The organism is Planctomycetota bacterium, assembly GCA_039182125.1.
GTDB lineage: Bacteria > Planctomycetota > Phycisphaerae > Tepidisphaerales > Tepidisphaeraceae > JBCDCH01.
This window is the reverse complement of record JBCDCH010000043.1, coordinates 1-20,122: the sequence shown is the minus strand read 5'-3', so window position 1 is coordinate 20,122 and position 20,122 is coordinate 1. Positions and strand designations below refer to the sequence as shown.

The window sequence follows — 20,122 nt, the reverse complement described above, 5'->3', positions numbered from 1 at the left end:
CCCGCGGCGCGGCCGCGGTGTGGTTGGCGATGCCGGGCCGGACGGGAGGCGGGGGCTGCGTCGAGCAACAAGGTCCGGGCGATCAGCGGCGTCGCGCGATGTCCGAAAAATGACATCGTCGGGTCAGGCCAAAGTTGCGGGAGAAAGAAGGAGAAGAAACGCAATCTCTATCACGTTTGGCAGTTTGCCGACGACCCGGTCGGCGTCTACGTTCGCCGCATGCTTCTCGCAGGCGACATCGGAGGGACCAACGTTCGGCTCGACTTTTACAACGATGACGGCTGTGCGCCGATCGACCACCCGGCCCGCGGCAATGAGGGCGACTTGCGCTTGCCGATGACCTACCGCAAGTGCCCGATCATCGACGCGGTCGGCCGATTCGCCAAGGACTTTGCCAGTGAGGTCGAGGGCGTTGACCGGGCATGCTTCGGTATCGCGGGCAAAATCACCAACGAGCCTAACGGTACCGCACATGTCGCCATGACCAACCGGCCCCACGAAGACGTAACCAATCGTCAGATCGGCGCGGCGTTGGGTGCGAACGTCTGGCTCGTCAACGACATGGCTGCCCACATCGCATCGGTCGGCGTCGCGCCATGTACGCTGATTCACGCGGGCCGAAACAATCCGTCGGGTGTGCGGGCGATTCTCATGCCCGGCACCGGCTGCGGCGTGGGCTTCGCCATTCAACACGCGTCCGGCTTTCGTCCGTCGCCCAGCGAGGGTGGGCATTTCGAGTTCCCGCCGCGAAATGCGGAACAGTCGAAGATCGTTGACGGCCTACGCAAGCTGCTACCCGCCGAGCGTGGGACGACGCGGGTGACGTACGAGTCCGTGCTCAGCGGGCCGGGTCTTGAAAACCTTTACGCCTGCCTCGCCGATCCATCGTCGACACGGTTGGTTGCCGGAGTGGACGGGCAGGCGATCACGTGCGCCGCGGCCGGGCAAGAGAGCGTTGCCGATCCCGACCTCGCGCGACGCGCCGTCGAGTTGTTCGTGGAAGTACTTGCTCAGTATGCAAGCAATCTCGGCCTGTTGCTGTTGCCCACGGCGGGTCTTTGGCTTGGAGGCAACATTATCGACGCGATTCGCAGCCCCGATTCGCAAGCGTTCGATGATCGCTTCGTCCGGACATACCTCGATGCCGGCGGCCGGACGCAACGCGGCATTCTTGAGCAGGTGCCCATTCGGTTGCTCGATCCGGTCGACACCGGTTTGCTCGGCGCGGCCCAGATCGCGGCGGGGATGTGATTCGCTATTGGTATTGTGCCAGCCATCCGTCGTGTACGGCCGGGCTGATCTCGCTCGGCTTGATCTCGCTGCGACCGCCCCAGAACACGTTGGTGTAATCAAAGCCAATGCCGCAGGATTGCAGATGCTCGTCGATGGCGGCTTTGTGGGCGAGGACGCGGTCCTTTTCGGTGCCGTGGGAGACGCCCATGATGTTGACGTTGGCGAACTCCGGCCCGCCCTCGCGCCAGTAGCCGTGCGTCATGCAGTGGAAGCGGCCGACCTCACCGCCGGCTTCGAGTTCGCGCCCGACGGGGACGCGCCAGTGGTACAAGGCGTTGAACTTCGTCACGCGCTCGCCGGTGGCAAGACGTTTGTGGTGCTCGAGGAACGTCGAGAAGCGACCGAGGATGCCACGCTCGGCGAACTGGCCGCAGACGTCGACGAACGTTTCGAGCGAGACGCCGGCCTCGGCCGCACGCTTGGCCCACAAGTCAGGACCGATTTCGTCAATCGCCAACTCGCGTTTGAGCGCTTCGAGGATCGGCCAGTGCTCATCCGCGATCGGGAGTACCTTGGTGTCGATCGGCTGGCTCGGTTCGTCCGCCATCGCACCGATCTCCAGTGAACGCCGGCGAATGTGTCCGACGCCCAACGCGAAGAGCTTCTTCGCCGGCATCGCCTTCCACGCCTCGGCACCGACGATGCGCTGGAGGATGTCGCAGTGCTGTTCGATGCTCTTGCCCTGGGGCACTTTGAGCGTGGTCCAAAGGCGGTACTTGCTGCCGGGCGTCTCAGCGTCGGTGGAGCGGATGACCGCGTGGCCGCTGAACGGGTCGTTGGCATGCATCCAGTCGAACGCTGCGTTGAGCTTCTCCTCGGGCACCTTCCACGCGACCAACGCACCTTCGGCGAGTTTGTTGGCCAGCAATGTTTGGCGGATGCGGCGGATTGTCCCGGCCTCAAGCATGGCCCGCAGGCGTGTGTGGACTTCGTCAAGCGCGACGCCGCTACGTCGGGCGATGTCGGCAAACGGGTCGGCTTGAAAGCCCTGCAACTGGTCTTCGCTGACGGCGAGGATGCGAGCGTTGATCGGGTCGGCGATCTCCGTGGGCGAGTCGGTGGTGGCGGGCATGCTCTATCCAATGGGGGATGCGGTGGTAGAGCAAGTGCCGACTTCTGGGACAAGCGCGAGCGACGGCGTTATCGTTCGGCCTGCACGGAAGTATTGCCATGTCCAACACCGCCGAACACAGCACCGCCGAACATCAGCGCCTCGCCGCCGACGCCCGCCGCGAGGCCAACTGGAAACGCTGGGGCACCTACCTCTCCGAACGCCAGTGGGGCACCGTGCGCGAGGATTACTCGACGTACGGCGATTGCTGGAACTACTTCCCGCATGATCACGCACGCAGTCGCGCCTATCGCTGGGGCGAGGACGGGCTTCTCGGGATTACCGATCGCGAGTGCCGTCTGTGCTTTGGTCTCGCGCTTTGGAACGGTAAGGATTCAATTCTCAAGGAACGTCTCTACGGCCTGACCAACAGCGAGGGCAACCACGGCGAGGACGTCAAAGAGCTTTACTACTATCTCGACGCGACGCCGACCCACTCGTACTGCAAGGGACTTTACAAATATCCGCAGTCGGCGTTTCCCTACAACGAACTACGCGATGTCAATGGCGATCGCGGCAAGCTCAAGACCGAATACGAACTGCTCGACACCGATGCACTGGCCAACGGCTACTGGGACGTCACCGCCGAGTACGCCAAGGCTTCGCCCAACGACATCTGCATTCGGGTAACCATCGCCAACCACGGTCCGAAGCTCGCAACCTTGCACTTGCTGCCACAGTTGTGGTTCCGCAACGGCTGGAGCTGGGGTGCAGAACATGAAGGGATGTTCGAGAAGCCGATGATGGCGCTCGATGGCGAGACGGTGTGCTGCGAGCATGAGACGCTCAAGGGGTTCGAGTTCACCGCGACCGAGGAGCCGAAGGCATGGTTGTTCTGCGACAACGAGACCAACGCCAAGCGGCTCTGGAAACAGGAGTTGAACGGCTATCCGAAGGACGGTTTTCACCGCCATGTGATCGATGGCGAGAAGGACGCGGTGAACCCGGATCAGCTTGGGACCAAGTGCGCGGCCTGGTACGAGGTCGAGGTTGAACCGGGTGAGAGCCGGACGTTTACATTCCGATTGACCGACGCTGACGAGAAGGGCGGGCCGCCGGTCGACCAAGTCTTTGCCGACCGAATCGCCGAGGCTGACGCGTTCTACGACACCGTCATCCCGACATCGCTCTCCGATGAACGCAAGATGATTTCGCGTCAGTCGTACGCCGGGCTGCTCTGGACCAAACAGTTCTATTTCTACAGCGTCCAGCACTGGCTCAACGGCGACCCCGGCCAGCCCGCGCCGCCGAAGCAACGCAAGCCCCGTGCTCGCAACCGTGATTGGCGGGATCACCTGTTCAATCGCGACGTCATCAGCATGCCCGACAAGTGGGAGTATCCGTGGTACGCCGCTTGGGATTTGGCGTTCCACATGCTGCCGATGTGTCGGGTCGATCCGAAGTTCGCCAAGGACCAACTCGTGCTGTTCCTGCGTGAGTGGTACATGCATCCCAACGGCCAGATTCCGGCGTACGAGTTCAACTTTTCCGACGTGAACCCGCCGGTACACGCTTGGGCGGTGTGGCGCGTGTACAAGATGACCGCGCCGCGCGGCCAGCGGGACCGCAAGTTCCTCGAGCGCTGCTTTCACAAGCTGCTGCTCAACTTCACATGGTGGGTCACGCGCAAGGACGAGGACGACAACCACCTCTTCGGTGGCGGCTTCCTCGGGCTCGACAACATCGGACTCTTCGACCGGTCCGCCGAGCAGTTCCATGACGGCCGACAGCTCGAGCAGGCGGACGGCACCGCGTGGATGGCGTTCTACTGCGTCACCATGCTCAGCATCGCGCTCGAGTTGGCCGCGGAAGATCCGGTCTACGAGGACGTCGCGTCCAAGTTCTTCGAGCATTTCGTCGCCATAACCCATGCCATGAACACCATCGGCGGCGACGGACTCTGGGACGACACCGACGGCTTCTACTACGATCAGCTCTGGGACCCCGACGCGCAGAAGTCCGATCCGTTACGCATCCGCAGCTTCGTCGGACTGATCCCGACGTTTGCCAGCGAGATCCTCACACAGGAGACGCTCGACAAGCTGCCGGGCTTTGCCAAGCGGATGAAGTGGTTCCGCGAGCACCGGCCACGCCTGGCCCAGCACATCACCGAACGCACGATGCCCAACGGCCAGAAAGCACTGCTCCTGAGCGTCGTTGGTCCCGAGAAACTGCAAAAAGTACTGCACTACGCGCTCAGCGAGGATGAGTTCCTCTCGCCGTACGGCATGCGGTCGATGAGCAAGCACCACGAGCAAAACCCGTACGTTTTTCACGCGGCCTGCAACGAGTATCGCGTCAAGTACACGCCCGCCGAGAGCAACACGGAGATGTTCGGCGGCAACTCCAACTGGCGTGGCCCGATCTGGTTCCCGCTCAACTACCTGTTTATCGAAGCACTCGAACGCTACCACCACTTCTATGGCGACGAGATGGACGTCACGTGCCCGGTGTCTGGCGGTACCGCACAACTCGACTTGCGCTCCGCCGCCCACGAGGTCGAACGCAGGCTCGTCGCGCTGTTCGAGAAAGACCCCGACGGCAACCGGCCCTGCCACGGCGACGCCAAGGCTTACGCCGAGCAGTGGGATGATCTCGTGCTGTTCTACGAGTTCTTCCACGGCGACAACGGGCGCGGCTGCGGCGCGGCCCATCAGACCGGCTGGACCGCGTTGGTCGCCAACATGCTGGAGAAGCTCGCGGATTCATGATCGAGTTCCGTGACATCTCTAAGCACTTCGGCGGCGTGCAGGCGCTTGCGGATGTGTCGCTCACCATCGAGCGGGGCACGGTCCATGTGCTCATGGGCGAGAACGGGGCGGGCAAGAGCACGCTCGGCAAGGTGCTCGGTGGCATTCATCGACCCGACGGCGGACTGATCCTGCTCGACGGCGAACCGGTGCGTATCGCCGACCCGGCCGCCGCCGCCGACTTGGGTATCGCGATCGTGCATCAGGAGCTGGCGTACTGCCCGGACCTGAGCGTCGCGGAAAACGTGTCGCTGCACCAACTGCCGGCTCGCGCCGGGATCGTCGACCGCCGCGAACTGCGCGCCCGTGCGACCGAGTTGCTCGCCGGCATCGACATCCGGCTCGACGTCGATCGGCCGATGCGTGAGCTGTCGACGGCGCAGGTTCAGCTTGTGCAGATCGCGACCGCCGTCGGCAGCGGGGCACGGGTGATCGTGTTCGACGAGCCGACCAGCAGCCTCGGTGACCACGAAGCCGAGTCGCTGATGACGCTGATCGAGCGGTTGCGTGACGGAGGTCTGACCGCCGTGTACGTGAGCCATCGCATGCCGGAGGTGATGCGGCTCGCCGATCGAATCAGCGTGCTGCGCGACGGCCGACACGTCGGCACCATCGACCGGGCGGACACCACCGAGGACGAGCTCGTCCGCATGATGGTCGGCCGATCGGTGGCGGCGTTCGAGCGGAGTCGGGGCGAGCCGGGGGCCGCGATTCTCGAAGTGGACGGATTGTCGTCACGCGATGTGCGAGACATCTCGTTCAGCGTCCGCGCTGGCGAGATCGTTGGGATGGCCGGCTTGGTGGGTAGCGGGCGTTCGGAGACGGTGCAGGCCATTTTTGGCTTGGACCCGACGGCAACGGGCCGCGTTTGCGTCGATGGCAACACATTGTCCCTGCGGCACCCGGCCGAGGCGATTGCCGCCGGGGTCGCGTTGGTCCCGGAGGATCGCAAGCTCCAGGGGCTGCAACTGGAACACCCGATTCGCACGAACGTGAATGCCGCAACGCTCGGTGAGTTCGCCGCGGCGGGCTTCGTGAAGCAAGCCGCCGAGCACCGCCGGGCCGAGGCCGCACGCACGCAACTCGACATCCGCACCGCTGACGTCGGCCTGCCGGCTGGCGCTCTCTCGGGCGGCAACCAGCAAAAGGTCGCCCTCGCCAAGTGGCTCGGTCTGCGTGAGTCGGCGGGGGGTCTGAAGTTGCTGATCGTGGACGAGCCGACTCGCGGCGTCGACATCGGTGCCAAAGCCGGCATCCATCAGATCCTCGCCGACCTCGTCGGCGACGGCGTGGCCGTGCTCGTGGTCAGCAGCGAACTCCCGGAGTTGCTGGGTCTTTGCGACCGGGTTCTTGTGATGCGCGGGGGGCGATTGGTCGGTGAGTTCGTCGAGAAGGATCAGGCGCGGGTCCTTCACGCCATGACCGGCAGCGATTGAGCCGCGCAAAAACTGCCGCTTTCGCTGGCGCAACTTCCGCCGTCGTCCGATAACACCCATGTCGGTTCGCAAACGGAAGTTCCAGCCAGGAAAGCGGTGCCAAGGATGGCGACGATCTTGATCTGTGATGACGAGGCCCTGATGCGTGACGGTTCGGCCGCCACGCTCGAACGTCATGGACACCAAGTGCGTACCGCGGCGTGCGGGCAGGAAGCCCTCGACATACTCGACGCCGACGCGATCGACCTGCTGATCACCGACCTGAAAATGCCTGGCATGACCGGGATCGAACTGCTGCGATCGGCCAAGGCACGGAAGCCGAAGCTGCTCGTGATCCTGATGACCGCCTTCGCGACGGTGCCGACGGCGGTGAGCGCGATCAAGCAGGGAGCCTTGGACTATTTGCAAAAGCCTTTCGACGGCGATGACCTGCGTCGCATGACCGAGCGGGCCTTGCGAACGCTGGACGAATCGCCGATTGCCAGGCCCAAGCCGGTGGAGCCCGCCACGCAACTGGTCGGCAAGAGCGCCGCGACCGGACAACTCAAGCAACAGATCGAACGGGTCGCCACGTCCAACGCGACGGTCCTGATCCGCGGCGAGAGCGGCGTCGGCAAGGAAGTGGTTGCCCGCACCATCCACGCGGCGGGCGATCGTGCTGACAAGCCGTTGATCGCCGTCAACTGCGCGGCTCTCGCCGGCGACCATCTCGAAGCCGAGCTGTTCGGCGACGAGTCGCAAGCACACCTGCCCGGCCGTTTTGAGCGGGCCGATGCGGGCGTTGTTCTGCTCGACGAGGTCAGCCAGATCAGCCCCGGCGTGCAGGCCAAGCTGTTGCGGTTTCTACAGGACGGCAGTTTCGAGCGGGTCGGCGGCACCGTCACCCGGCGGGTCGACGTCCGCATCGTCGCGACCAGCAACGCCGACCTCGAGGAGGAGGTCAAGGCGGGGCGGTTCCGGGCGGACCTGTTCTACCGGCTCGACGTATTGCCGATCATCGTCCCGCCGCTGCGCGATCGAACTGACGACATTGCCGATCTGGCCCGGCACTTCCTGCACCGCATCTCCAAGCGCGACGGCACGCCGTTCCGGCACCTCAATCCTCGCGCTGTTCGGATGCTCGAACGCCACGATTGGCCCGGCAACGTGCGTGAGTTGCAGAACATGCTCGAGCGGGCGGTTGCGTTGGAGACCGAGCCGGGCGTCATTCGTGCGGCAACGCTCGAGCCCTGGATCGGCGGCGGAAGCCCCCGGCCCGTGGCGATGAAGTGGAACAACGAGCCGTTGGCCGAAGTCGAGAAGCGCACCATTCTCGCGGCCCTCGACAAGTTCAACGGCCATCGCGCCAAGACCGCCGGCGCCCTGGGAATCGGCGTGCGGACTCTCGGTATGAAACTCAAGAAGTGGAAGGAAACCGGCGAGTGGGACGGCGAGATCGCCCTTGCCGCATAGCGCAAGACCTGCGCCCGTCAGCCGGCGCGCTGGCGAAGCCCCAACCCCGCGTCCGATCAAAAGGAAAATCACATGGCCCAGTTCCTCGACACCATCCTCAACAGCACGCCGGCCCCGGTCGTGGGGCGGTCGATGCGTTTCGCGGGCTTGCGTCAGGCGTTGCTGACCGAGAACGTCGCCAATGCGACAACGCCCGGCTACAAGCAGCGCGACATGGACGTGAACGCGTTTCGTGCATCGTTGGCCAAGTCGCTGGACGAACGCGATCGTGGCGGTCGGCTCGATCTGTCCGGCGTCGACGAGTCGCTCACCTTCGAAACCGGTGGCATCACCTTCCACGACGGCAACAACCGTTCGATGGAGCAGTTGATGACCGAGTCCGCGAAGAACGCCCTGCAGCACAACGCGCTGGCCGAGCTCTTGCGAAAACAGTACAGCCAACTCCGCAGTGCGCTCCGTGAGGTTCCGCAGTAAAGGATTGACCGATGATCAGCACCCTCGACACCGCCGCCAGCGCGCTCACGGCCCAGCGCGTCCGCATGGACACCGTGGCGAACAACCTGGCGAACCTGAACACGACCCGGCAGGCCGACGGGACGATCGAGCCTTACCGCCGGCGGTTCGTGGTGTTCGAGCCCCAGCGCGACGTGGCGGGCAACCCCGGTGTGCGGGTCGCGGCGATCAAGCAAGACCCCACGCCGTTCCCCAAGGTGTTCGACCCCGGCCACCCCGACGCCAACTCGGACGGTTTCGTCCAGATGCCCAACGTTGATTTGGCGATCGAGTCGGTCAACATGCTCGACGCGAGCCGGGCTTACGAGGCGAACGTCACGATGATCGAGACCACCAAGGCCATGCTCAACGCCGCCTTGCGGCTGATTGCCTAACGGACTGCGAAAACGGTCAGGAAGACCCACCCATGATCCAGAATCTCAACCAATCTATCCACGGCCTGCAAAGCGCCGCGAACACCGTCGGCGGGCCGGATCGCTCCGCCGGTCAGAACGGCGGCTTCGCCGAAGTCCTGCAAAAGACGGTGGGAGATGTTGCGCAGTTACAGCGCGATGCACAACATGCGGTAGAGGGGCTTGCCTCCGGACAGACCGACGATGTGACCGGCGTCATGCTGGCCGTCGAGAAATCAGACCTCGCCTTCAACACGCTTCTTGCCGTTCGGAAGAAACTCATGGACGCCTTTGAAGAAATTCGTAACATGCCCGTCTGACCCACTTGGTATACCGCCGGGTGGGGCGAGCTTGAGGTCGGCAGGATGCCAACCGACGGCCCGTGCAACCTGACCCGCTGCGGTAAGCCAGGAGGGCTAATCCCGTGGACACCATCCGCCAACAACTCGAACGCATCCAAGGGCAACTGAGCGGCCTTTCCGCCAGTCAGAAAATGCTCACCGGCGCTCTCGTGGCCATCATGGTGATCACCATCATGTGGTGGAGCAGCTACGCCGCGACCGGTGAGTTTCAGCCGGTGCTCGACGGCGCGATGACGCCACAGGAGATGGCCGACGCCCGCACTGCACTGACCGGTGCCGGGATCGACATGAAGTTGGATGGCTCGCGGATCATGGTCCCCGCCGACCAACTCGAAGCCGCCGTATCCGCACTGGGCTTCGCCAACGCCATGCCCGGCAACTCCGCCGACAGCTTCGACAAGATGGTCGAGAAGATGTCCGCCTGGGATCCGGCGTTCAAGACCAAGGAGTTCTTCGCCGAGGCCAAGCGCCGCAAGCTCGAGTCGATCATTCTCGTTGATCGCAACATCACCCACGCCGACGTCGTTTTCGATTTGAACCGCTCCACGCGCATCGGTCAGCGTTCACGCAACAGCGCGACCGTCAGCGTCTGGACCCGCGACGGCAATGTCAAAGCCGACCGCGGATTGGTCGAAGGTCTGGCCAACATCGTCGCGGGTGCCGTCAACGAGCTCGCCACCGGTGACGTGAAAGTCAACGTCAACGGCCGACTCCAGCGCGTTGCCCAGTCCAACGGGCCGATCGATCCCGATCAACTCTTCGAGCGTCGCGCGATGGTCGAAGCGGACTACGCCGACAAGATCTACGACACGTTCGCCGACATCCCGAACATTCTCGTAAGCGTCACCGCCGAGGTGAATCCGACCAAGCGTAGCAAGCAGGCCGTGACCTACGACCAGGACGGCACGGTCGTTGTCCCCACCAGCGAAAGCACCACGACGACGACAAGTTCGGACGGTGCAGGCGCGGGTGAGCCGGGCGCGGTGCCGAACATTGGCTTGGAACTCGCCGGTGGCGGTGGCGTCAACTCCTCGGACTCCGAGACGGCCGACACCAAAAACGAAGTCAAGGTTGGCGAACAACGCGTCGTCGAGGAGACCGCCGCGGGTGAAGCGAAGGTTGTCCGTGCGGTCGTGCGTGTTCCACTGAGCCACATCAAGCGCGACTTCATGGCCCGCAACCCGGACATCGAAACGCCTGATGGCGAGATGCTCGCGACGCATGAGGAAAACGAAGTCGCCCGTATTCGGAGTATCTTGATGAATGTCGTCGCGCTCGACACGGCCGACGACATCAGCGTCGAAACCTACGCCGACCAGCTTCCGCCGTCATTGGATGATGCCTCGCTCAACGCCGGCATGACCCTGCCCGGTGGCATGTCGGTCGGCACGATGATGACCAGCTACGGCCGCGAAGCGGTCATCGGCCTGCTCGCGGTGGTCTCGTTGTTCATGGTGTCCATGATGGTTCGTAAGGCTTCGCCCACGATCACGACCGAGGTGCCCGATCTCGAATCGGCTCTCGCGCAACTCCGTGGCGAGTCCGTCGTCGGTGAGGTCGGCGAATCCGACAACCTGATGGACGCTCAGGAAATTGACCCCGAGATGATGCAGACGAAGCAGATGGTCGAGCAGGTGCAGAGCCTGGTCGGCGAGAATCCCGAAGCTGCCGCGGCGCTGATTCGCCGCTGGGTGCAGGACTAAATCACCACGAGCAAGCATGGCGACAGCGACTTCCCAACTCAGCGGTACCCGCAAGGCCGCCATTCTGTTGCTCACGCTCAATCAGGACGCCGCCGCTCAGGTGCTCAAGATCCTCCCGCCCGGCGCGGTCGAGGAAGTCTCCCGCGAGATCGCCAGCCTCGGCGACATTCCCGTTGGCGAACGCCGCGATGTTTTCGGTGAGTTCTACCAACTCGCGCTGGCGAACAACATGGTCGGCGGTGGTCTCGACTACGCCAAGCAACTGCTCAGCAAGTCGTTGAGTCAGGAAGAAGCGGACAAGATGATCCGCGCCGTTACTGAACAGGTGCAAACGACGCCGTTCAGTTTTCTGCAGAAGGCCGATAGCGCGAACATCCTGACGTTCATTCAGGAAGAGCACCCACAGACGATCGCGCTGATCCTCGCGTTCCTCCCGCCGGCCAAGGCCTCGGAAGTGCTCGTGGGCCTCGGTCCGCAGAAGCAGGTCGAGGTCGTCAAGCGCGTGGCCAACATGGAGCAGACCAACCCCGAGGTCATCGAGGAAGTCGAGCGCGGCCTGCAGCACCGGCTCTCCGATATCGTCTCTGATTCCTCTGAAAAAACAGGCGGCGTCGAGAACGTCGCGGAGATGCTCAACCTCGCCGACCGCACGACGGAGAAGGGCATCATGGAAGGCCTCGAAGCAGAAGACCCGGACCTCGTCGAGTCCATCCGGCGACTCATGTTCGTCTTCGAGGACATCCTACTCGTCAACGACAAGGGCATTCAGTCCGTCCTCAAGGAGGTCGACAACGAAACGCTCGGCCTCGCGCTCAAGACAGCTTCCGACGAGCTCAAGGACAAGATCTTCAAGAACATGTCCGACCGCGCCGCCAAGCTCATCCAGGAGGACATGCAATACATGGGCCCGGTGCGCGTCAGCGACGTCGAAGCGGCCCAGCAGAAGATCGTCGACATCGTTCGCCGCCTCGAAGACACTGGCGAGATCGTCATCTCCGGCCGCGGTGGCGAGAAGGAAATGGTGGTGTAGCCGAACATGCCGTTGCTCAAGGCCGACAACGTCCCGACCACCGCCCGCGTGTTCCAGATGGAAGACGTGCAGAAGCAAGCGTCGGCGATCGTGGATGCGGCCAAACAGAAAGCGGCGACGATCCTCGCCCGGGCCGACGCCGAAGCGGCGGCCATGCGCGACGAGGCGCAAGAAGCCGGCTACGCAACGGGACTGGAGCAGGGGACCGAAGATGGCCAGGTTCGCGGTCACGAGGAGGGGAAAGCCGAAGCGCTCGCCAGCCATCAAGCCCAACTCCAACAGCTCATCACCACGCTCTCCGCTGCGCTCGAATCCGTCGACACACACCGCCAGGCATTGGCCGACGAAGCCGCCGCGGACGTCGCTCGGCTGGCCGTCGCGGTTGCTGAGAAAATCACCCGGCGCCAGGGTTCGGTCGATCCCGAAGTGCTCGCACGGAACATCACCGCTGCCGCCCGTTGTGCGACCGGTGCACACGACGTTCGCCTCGCAGTCGCCCCCGGACAGGCACAGTTGCTCTCGGGTACCGCGTTCGACCTCGAACTTCGCTGGCCCGACCTGAAGCATGCCAAGATCGTTGAGGACGACACCATCGCTCCCGGCGGCTGCAAGATCACCGCAGTCGGCTGCGAAGTCGATGCGACTCTCGATACCCAGCTCGAGCGCCTCGCTGCCGAACTACTGCCGGAATAGTGGAGCGATCCGATGCCCGTTCTCCCCACCGACGCCCAACTGGACATGCTCGGCTCGGCGATTCCGCTCGGCATCACCGGACGCGTGTCACGGGCGGCAGGACAGACTCTTGAAGCCGAGCATCTGCCACTCCCCATCGGCCAACTCGTCGAAATCGAAGCCACCAGCGGCCTACAGCAGGCGGAAGTGATCGGCTTTCGGGACGGACATACGTTGCTGATGCCGCTGTCCGGTACAGCCGGCGTCGCGGCGGGTGATCGGGTCTCCAACACGAAGATGTCGCCGCGCGTTCGCACGGGTTCAGGGCTGCTCGGTCGGGTCATCGACGGCTTCGGCAAGCCGATCGACGGACTCGGTTCGCTACCCTCCGGTGACGCCAGGCCTCTCGACCCACCGCGGCTGAATCCCCTGATTCGTGTGCCGATTCGCAAGCCGCTTGCGACGGGTGTTCGCGCGATCGACGCGCTGCTGACTTGCGGCCGGGGTCAGCGTGTCGGTCTTTTCGCAGGTCCGGGTGTCGGCAAGTCCACGCTCATGGCCCATGTTGCCAAGCACACCGACGCCGACGTGTCGGTCATCGCGCTCATCGGCGAGCGCGGCAGGGAGGTCGCCGACTTCCTTCATGACACGCTCGGCCCCGAAGGTCTGAAGCGGAGCGTCGTGATCGTTTCGACCGGCGATGACACGCCGCTGCTCAAGGTCCGTGCGGCGAAGCTGGCGTGTGCCGTGGCCGAGGGTTTTCGCGATGCCGGGCAGAACGTGCTGATGCTCATGGACTCGCTGACGCGCTTGGCCCATGCCCAACGGCAGATCGGCCTTGCCGCCGGTGAGCCGCCCGCCACGCGTGGCTATCCGCCCAGCGTGTTCGCATTGCTCCCGTCCATTCTCGAACGCGCCGGCACCACGCAGACCGGCACCATCACCGGCTTCTACACCGTGCTGGTCGAGGGCGACGATTTCGACGAACCGATCGCCGACGCCGTGAAGGGTATCGCCGACGGACATTTTCTGCTTAGCCGAAAGCTCGCCGAGCGCGGCCACTACCCGGCCATCGACGTCCTCCAGTCGGTGAGCCGTGTCCGCACCGCCGTGACCGATCCGGTACACCGCGGCCGGGCCGAGCGGATCCTGCAACTCGAGTCGATGCACCGCGATCTGGCCGACCTGCTCAGCGTCGGCGCGTATGCGTCGGGCCAAAATCCCGAGCACGACCTCGCCGTCGCCGCCCACGACACCATCCAGCAGTTCCTGCGGCAAGTCGAGGGCGACCACGATGACTTCGCCGCCGCCCGACGCAAGCTCGACATGATCCACGCCCAGATCGAGAACGCCGCGGCGCAGATGCGTGCCCAGCAAGGTCAGGCACAGTCGCCGCCGCAACAGTGAGGTTGATCGATGGCCCGGTTTGTCTTTCGACTCGAAGCCGTCCTGCGTCAGCGCGAAGCCGAGCACCGCGCCGCGCTCGAACGTCTCGGCCATGCGCAAGCGCAGGTTGCCGCGATCGAAAACGAACTGCGTGAGCTCCAACGCCAGAGTGATGAGACCGCCCGCTGGATGCGCGACGATCAGATGACAGGCCCGATAAATCTGCAGGTTCTGGCCACGCATCGCCGATACGTTAACAGCGTGGCGTCGGTGGGCCGGGCGTCGGTCCAGCGTCTCGCCATTGCCAAGCGTTCGGCGGACGCCGTCGCACTGGAAGTGGCCGAGGTCGCCAAGCGGTTGAAGGTGATCGAGAAGCTCCGCGACCGTGATCACGAGCAATGGCTCGCCGACCGCAAACGCAAGCAGCAGGTCGCCGACGACGAGACGGCCACGCAAATGAGCTTCGCCAACCGTGAGGCGGAGACCTGATTTCCCGGAACATAGTCAGGAGGACTGTCCGTGGGCACCATCAAACGATTCCTGACCGCTACTGTTTTTATCCTCGCGTTGAACTTCCTCGTAGCGCTCGGGGCGGCGGCGTACTTCTGGACCTCGGCCGGCATGGACAGCGAGAAGATGTCGGCCATTACCGACATCATGTACCCGCCGGACGAAGCGCCGACCGGCGAGCTCGAAACCGTCGAGGACGATGTCGCACCCACGTCGCTAGAGCAACTCGAGGAGTTACTTGCGGTTGATCCATTGGCGTCGGCCAGCGAGCGGGTCGACGCGATCGAAGAAGCGTTCACCGCCCGGCTTGAACAACTCGACCGCCGTCGCCGCGAACTGCGCGACCTGCGTGCTCAGCTCCGTCTCGCGCAGCAGAACCTGTTGGTCGATCGGGAGTCGGTCGCCGTCAGGGAAGCCGAACTGGCCGCCTTCGCCGCCGAGGCCGAGAAGCTCGCCAACGACCGCGGCTTCCAGGACACGCTCAAGCTCTACCAGGGCATGAAGCCCAAGCAGGTCAAGAACGTCTTCCTGGACCTCGACGACGAAACCGTCGTGCAATACCTCACGGCGATGAACCCGCGCACGGCGAACAAGATTCTCGCGGAGTTCAAAACCCCCGGCGAAGTCGTGCGTGTCCGCCAACTCCTCGAGCTGATGCGGCAAAACGAAGTCGCGTTGAACGAAACCACCGAAGGGACCGGCTCATGATCGAGCGCACCACGTCTCCCGTGAACGACATCTTCGCCCCGGCCAAGCCCAAGCCATCACGGCACGGCGATGATGCGCTTCCGGTCCGCCGCGAGATTGAGCCGGGGCGGTCCGACAAGTCGGAGCCGGCGACCGGGGAGAAGTTCGCCGAGAAACTGACCGCGGCGAAGACCGAACAGCCTGCTGACGATTCAACGGGCGGGACTTCAACGGCACCCAATCCGACGTCGGACGAGACACCGCGCGAGACCGCGGAGGATCAACCCGACGCCGCAACAGCCGTTGCCGCCGACTCGTCCGAGCGCGAGGGCACCGTGGCCGAATGGGTCGCGGAGTTCCGACAACTCACGGAACCGACGACCGATCAGCAGAAGCCGGTTGCCGATCCGCCCGTGATCTCGGCCGCTGAAATCAACGTGCAGGTTGTTACCGACAGCGACGTGCCTGCCGCCGAACTCGCGACGTCATCCGTGCCGGTCGACGTCAACCCTGTCGGCTACACCGATGTCGTGACGGTGCCGCTCGACACGATCGTCCCAGCTTCCGATGCACCCGTTGGTGACGTGTTGACCGCCGCGACGGCGATCTCGCCCGCAGAGTTCGCCGCCGCCCAGGAAGCGATTCAGCGTGCGGCCACGCAGGTCGTTCGCGAAACCGCCCAGGTCACGGAAGTACGCGCCGCGCTCACCACGGCGACCGCTATTGCCGCGCCGTTGACGACTGCGACGATCAACAAGCGCGAACTCGATGCCGACCCGAAACGCCCGACGGTCGTCGATCAGCGGACCGGGCCGAAGTCTCCGACGACGTCGACCGTAAGCGCCGAGCCGGCGGGACCTGTTGAACCCCAACCGACCCAACCAACCGATCGGGTTTCGCCGGCTCAGCTGGTTGCCGCAGAGCCGGCGGCTCGTCTGGAAGCACCGATCGCACCCACAGGCGCGCAGGTCCGCGCCGCCGAGGCGACCACCGAAATTCGGTCCGCACCGACTCAATCGGTGCCACAAGTCGTGACCGTCGACACCACGGCGGCTGCGGATCTCTCGACGGCCGACGCCGCGCCCAAGCCCGCTGCGACGATCAAGGCGGACGTGTCCACGCCGGTTTCCCGCGAACAGTTCACCGCGGCCAACGAGCCCAATGTTGTTCGCAGCGTTTCGGCGTTGGTGAAAGACAACGGTGGCGAGATGAAAATTCGCCTCGACCCGCCATCACTCGGCAACGTCGCGGTCCGCGTGAAGATGACCGCCGGTGTCGCCGAAGTGTCGTTCGTCACGCCGAGCGGAGATGCGGCTAAGGCGTTGGGTCAGTCGTTGCACACGCTCAAGCAATCGCTCGAAGCTGCCGGTGTGCAGGTCGACCGCATCAACGTCCGACAGGCCCAGCCGACCGACACGCAGAGCCAAACCAACAGCGACTCCCGAGGTGGTCAGGAAGACCCCGCCGCCCGCGACCAACGCCAGAACGAACAGCAGCGCGCCCGCGAAGAACTCGCCCGACGTTGGCGGAACGTGATCTACGGCGACGAAATCGAACAGGCCGCCTAGCGGCTGACGCGCAACTCCTGCGGGTGCGTCGGCAACCTTTGCCGCCGGGCCTTTACCAACTCGCCCCAACTGTTACCGGACCCGGGATCGGGCCGAAGAAGGCAACATGAGCACGATCGCATCCGGCCTCGGCGCATCCGCCGGCCCCACGCAAATCCAGAGCGACTCCAAGAGCCTCAACGCCGAGGACTTCATCGCGATGATGGTGACACAGCTGCAAAATCAAGACCCGCTCGAGCCGCAGAAGAACAGCGAACTGCTTGGGCAGATGTCGCAGATCGGCCAGCTCCAAAGCCAGACCGATTTGCAGGAGTCGCTCGAAACGATGGTGCTCCAGCAGTCGATCGGCTCCGCCGGCCAACTCATCGGCAAGACCGTCACGGGCCTGGGTGACACCGGCGAGGTCACCGGCGTGGTCAACTCCGTTCGCGTCGAGGACGGCAGCGTCGTTCTCGAACTCGACACCGGCGAGAAGCTCGCGATGGAGAACGTCGTTGAGATCAACGAAACACGCCTGGACACGATCGAGCCGGAACTCGGATTTACGTCGGGCCGGGACGATCGCATTCGACCGGCTGGCGGTTAACCGAACTCGGACGCACTTCTTGAACCTCTGATCCCAACCGAGAACAACCATGGCACTGACACAAACGCTCTTCACCGGCCTGTCGGGCATCGACACGAACCAGACCCGCCTCAACGTGGTCGGTAACAACATCGCGAACGTCAACACGGTGGGCTTCAAGTCGAGCCGGGCATTGTTCAAGCCGCAGTTCTACGTCACCGACGCGTCCGGCTCGCCCCCGGGCGCGGAGTTCGGCGGAACCAACCCGAGCCAGCGCGGCCTCGGTGCCACGATCGCCACGATTCAGAAGGACTTCTCCGCCGGTTCCATCGAGCCGACCGGTAAGAGCACCGACCTCGCCATCGAGGGCAACGGCTTCTTCGTCGTCGAAGCCGGCGGCGATCAGCTCTACAGCCGTGACGGGTCGTTCCAGCTCAACCAGAACAACGAGTTGGTCAACAGCAGCGGTGCGTTCGTGCAGGGTTGGGCGGCAGACGAGGACGGCAACATCGTCCGAGGTGCGCTCGACAAGCTTCAAATCCCGCTCGGCGGAGCGACCAAGGCCAGAGCGACCGAGACTGTCAACCTCAAGGGCGCACTCAATACCGAAGGCGAGATCGCCAGCGGTGCGACGATCCTCGCGACGCAGAACGTCGAAGTCGCCGGTGCGACGCCAGCGCCCGGTGACGCGCTCACGGCCGTCGTCCCGGCCGGCGGTGGTGCGCCGCTGTTCGCCGTGGGTGATGTCCTGACGCTCAACGGGCAGAAGGGTGACGCGGCACTTGGCGATCTGACTTACGAGATCACCGGTGCCTCGACGGTTGGCGATTTGATCGAGTTCTTCGAACAAGGCCTGGGCATCGCGACCGGCCTGCCGTCGGTGGGCGCGCAGACCGCCGGGGCGCAGATCGAAGACACCGGTGCCGGTGCGTTCGGCCGACTTGTCGTCTTCGGCAACCAGGGCGAAGCCAACGAGATCGCCGTCAGCGGTTCCGGCTTCACCAGCACCAACCCGGCGATGAGCCTGTCGTTCGCGGAAGACGACGCCTTCGGCGAAACCACCGGCGCGATCGGCGAAGGCATCCGCACCACCATCCCCGTGTACGACTCGCTCGGTAGCGCGTTGCTGGTCGATGTCACGATGACGCTCGAATCCACCACCGGCGGCGGTACGACGTGGCGGTACAACGTCGAGTCACAGAACGACACGCGTTACACCTTTACCGATGGCGACATCGATGCGGGCCGATTCATCGGCACCGGCACCGTCCAGTTCGATACCGAGGGGCGTCCCATCGGACAAACGTCGGTCAACGTCGACGTTCAGCGGGTGAATACCGGCTCGGGGACGCCGCTTTCGATCGCGCTCGATTTCTCCCAGATGTCTGCGGTTGCGACCGAGAGCTTGATCTCCAGTCAGCAAGACGGCGTCCCCGCCGGGACGCTCACGACTTTCGGCATCGGTGACAACGGCGTCATCACCGGCACGTTTTCTAACGGCCTGAACGAGAACCTCGGCCAGATCGCCATCGCCGGCTTCGACAACCCCGAAGGCCTGCAGGACGAAGGGGCCAATATGTTCCGTACCGCCGCCAACTCGGGCGATCCACAGATCCTCGCCCCGACCGAAGGCCTCGCCGGCAAGATCCGCTCCGGTGCTCTCGAACTCTCGAACGTCGATCTCTCCGGCGAGTTCATCAACATGATCATCAGTTCCACCGGCTTCTCCGCCGCCAGCCGAGTCATCTCGACAAGCGACGATCTGCTCACGGAACTGATCAACACCACCCGGTAACGATTTAGGAGAAGTGCCATGATCATCGTCACCCGTCTCAACGGACAGCAGTTCGTGATCAACGCGGACAAGATTCGTTTTCTCGAACAGACCCCGGACACCGTCATCTGCACCGACGGCGGCGACAAGGTCATGGTCAGGGAAAGCCTGCAGGAAGTGGTTCGCAAGTCCATCGACTATGCACGCATGACACGCCGGCCGATGACGGACTAATCCGCGTTCATCATTCCGCCGCTTCCTGCCGATAAGTTCCACTGATGGCTGACGAACCGCAAGACAATCCCGACGTGAGTGAAGACGGGGAAGATTCGTCCAAGAAAAAGGGCGGCATCCTCGGCTTGCTGATGAAGACGCCGGTGCTCGTCGGCGGGGCGATGGTGCTCGAAGCCATCGCGTTGTTCATCGGGTTTAAGATGCTCGGCGGCGGTCCCGACGAGTCTGCGGCAGCGCTCCAGGCCGAACTCGATCACGGCGAAGTTCAGTACGACTCCCACGGCGATCCGATCCCCGTCGACGATCATGGCGGTGACTTCGCGGGCGAGACGATGCTTTCGATCGCCGAGGTGCGGGCCCACAACACCAAGTCGGGCCGCGACTACATTTTCGACGTCACGTTCTACGCGATGGTCGACAAAGCCGAAGCCGAATCGATCCAGGAACAAATCACCACGTTCCAGCCCTTGATTCAGGACCGTGCTCGCACCATTATTGCAGACCTCGACCCGGCAAAGCTGTCCGGGTCGGAGCCGGGTCTCGAAACGCTTCGTCGAAAGATGATGCACGAGATGGACGAGATCCGGCTCCGACCCGGACAGCTTTGCCGGGTCGAGGTCTGCAATAATGGTGCGAGCACGGTCCTGAATCAAGGGCTGGAACGTGGTGATTTGTTCCTGGATC

The 20,122-nt window shown here is 63.9% G+C and carries 19 protein-coding genes; 18 read left to right on the top strand and 1 reads right to left on the bottom strand.

The annotated features are described in order from the left end of the window. Window positions 1-219 precede the first annotated feature (219 nt). Window positions 220-1,251: a glucokinase gene (locus AAGD32_11970; protein MEM8874958.1), complete on the top strand. Its 1,032-nt coding sequence runs from the start codon at window positions 220-222 to the stop codon at window positions 1,249-1,251. 4 nt (window positions 1,252-1,255) lie between these two features. Here the strand turns inward: AAGD32_11970 and AAGD32_11965 are convergent, their stop codons facing one another. Beyond that, window positions 1,256-2,365, bottom strand: a complete 1,110-nt coding sequence (locus AAGD32_11965) for an Lrp/AsnC family transcriptional regulator (GenBank protein MEM8874957.1) — start codon at window positions 2,363-2,365, stop codon at window positions 1,256-1,258. A 98-nt stretch (window positions 2,366-2,463) separates the two neighbouring features. Here AAGD32_11965 and AAGD32_11960 point away from each other — a divergent pair, with 98 nt between their 5' ends. The 17 genes from AAGD32_11960 to AAGD32_11880 form a co-directional block, all read left to right on the top strand. Then, window positions 2,464-5,115 (top strand): glucosidase, encoded by a 2,652-nt coding sequence (locus AAGD32_11960; protein MEM8874956.1) that lies wholly within the window; start codon window positions 2,464-2,466, stop codon window positions 5,113-5,115. Continuing rightward, window positions 5,112-6,590: a sugar ABC transporter ATP-binding protein gene (locus AAGD32_11955; GenBank protein MEM8874955.1), complete on the top strand. Its 1,479-nt coding sequence runs from the start codon at window positions 5,112-5,114 to the stop codon at window positions 6,588-6,590. The genes AAGD32_11960 and AAGD32_11955 overlap by 4 nt, the downstream gene beginning before the upstream one ends. Before the next feature lie 105 nt (window positions 6,591-6,695). Further along, the gene (locus AAGD32_11950) at window positions 6,696-8,042 is read left to right on the top strand and encodes a sigma-54 dependent transcriptional regulator (protein ID MEM8874954.1); all 1,347 of its coding nucleotides are present in this window, start codon (window positions 6,696-6,698) and stop codon (window positions 8,040-8,042) included. Between the two features lie 72 nt (window positions 8,043-8,114). Continuing rightward, complete coding sequence (locus tag AAGD32_11945) at window positions 8,115-8,516, top strand: hypothetical protein (GenBank protein MEM8874953.1); 402 nt, start codon at window positions 8,115-8,117, stop codon at window positions 8,514-8,516. 11 nt (window positions 8,517-8,527) lie between these two features. After that, entirely contained in the window at window positions 8,528-8,929 is a 402-nt protein-coding gene (gene flgC, locus AAGD32_11940) for a flagellar basal body rod protein FlgC (GenBank protein MEM8874952.1), read from the top strand. A 32-nt stretch (window positions 8,930-8,961) separates the two neighbouring features. Beyond that, window positions 8,962-9,267: a flagellar hook-basal body complex protein FliE gene (locus AAGD32_11935; GenBank protein ID MEM8874951.1), complete on the top strand. Its 306-nt coding sequence runs from the start codon at window positions 8,962-8,964 to the stop codon at window positions 9,265-9,267. Between the two features lie 104 nt (window positions 9,268-9,371). After that, window positions 9,372-11,012, top strand: a complete 1,641-nt coding sequence (locus AAGD32_11930) for a flagellar M-ring protein FliF C-terminal domain-containing protein (protein MEM8874950.1) — start codon at window positions 9,372-9,374, stop codon at window positions 11,010-11,012. A gap of 16 nt (window positions 11,013-11,028) precedes the next feature. Beyond that, window positions 11,029-12,042 carry a flagellar motor switch protein FliG gene (gene fliG, locus AAGD32_11925; GenBank protein ID MEM8874949.1) on the top strand — a complete coding sequence of 338 codons (1,014 nt, stop codon included), beginning with the start codon at window positions 11,029-11,031 and terminating at the stop codon, window positions 12,040-12,042. A gap of 6 nt (window positions 12,043-12,048) precedes the next feature. Continuing rightward, entirely contained in the window at window positions 12,049-12,735 is a 687-nt protein-coding gene (locus tag AAGD32_11920) for a FliH/SctL family protein (GenBank protein MEM8874948.1), read from the top strand. Between the two features lie 12 nt (window positions 12,736-12,747). Further along, the gene (locus AAGD32_11915; GenBank protein MEM8874947.1) at window positions 12,748-14,121 is read left to right on the top strand and encodes a FliI/YscN family ATPase; all 1,374 of its coding nucleotides are present in this window, start codon (window positions 12,748-12,750) and stop codon (window positions 14,119-14,121) included. 9 nt (window positions 14,122-14,130) lie between these two features. Then, the gene (locus AAGD32_11910; GenBank protein MEM8874946.1) at window positions 14,131-14,589 is read left to right on the top strand and encodes a flagellar FliJ family protein; all 459 of its coding nucleotides are present in this window, start codon (window positions 14,131-14,133) and stop codon (window positions 14,587-14,589) included. Between the two features lie 30 nt (window positions 14,590-14,619). Next, entirely contained in the window at window positions 14,620-15,318 is a 699-nt protein-coding gene (locus AAGD32_11905) for a hypothetical protein (protein MEM8874945.1), read from the top strand. Then, complete coding sequence (locus AAGD32_11900) at window positions 15,315-16,865, top strand: flagellar hook-length control protein FliK (protein MEM8874944.1); 1,551 nt, start codon at window positions 15,315-15,317, stop codon at window positions 16,863-16,865. Before AAGD32_11905 ends, AAGD32_11900 begins: the two co-directional genes overlap by 4 nt. A 106-nt stretch (window positions 16,866-16,971) precedes the next feature. Continuing rightward, window positions 16,972-17,451 (top strand): flagellar hook capping FlgD N-terminal domain-containing protein, encoded by a 480-nt coding sequence (locus AAGD32_11895; protein ID MEM8874943.1) that lies wholly within the window; start codon window positions 16,972-16,974, stop codon window positions 17,449-17,451. Window positions 17,452-17,500: 49 nt separating this feature from the next. Continuing rightward, a complete protein-coding gene (locus AAGD32_11890; protein MEM8874942.1) occupies window positions 17,501-19,225 on the top strand; it encodes a flagellar hook-basal body complex protein in 1,725 nt (574 codons plus the stop codon). Window positions 19,226-19,243: 18 nt separating this feature from the next. Then, on the top strand, window positions 19,244-19,438 hold the full coding sequence (locus AAGD32_11885; protein MEM8874941.1) for a flagellar FlbD family protein: 195 nt from the start codon (window positions 19,244-19,246) through the stop codon (window positions 19,436-19,438). Window positions 19,439-19,482: 44 nt separating this feature from the next. Next, window positions 19,483-20,122, top strand: a 640-nt coding sequence (locus tag AAGD32_11880; protein MEM8874940.1) for a hypothetical protein, incomplete at its 3' end; no start/stop codon positions are given.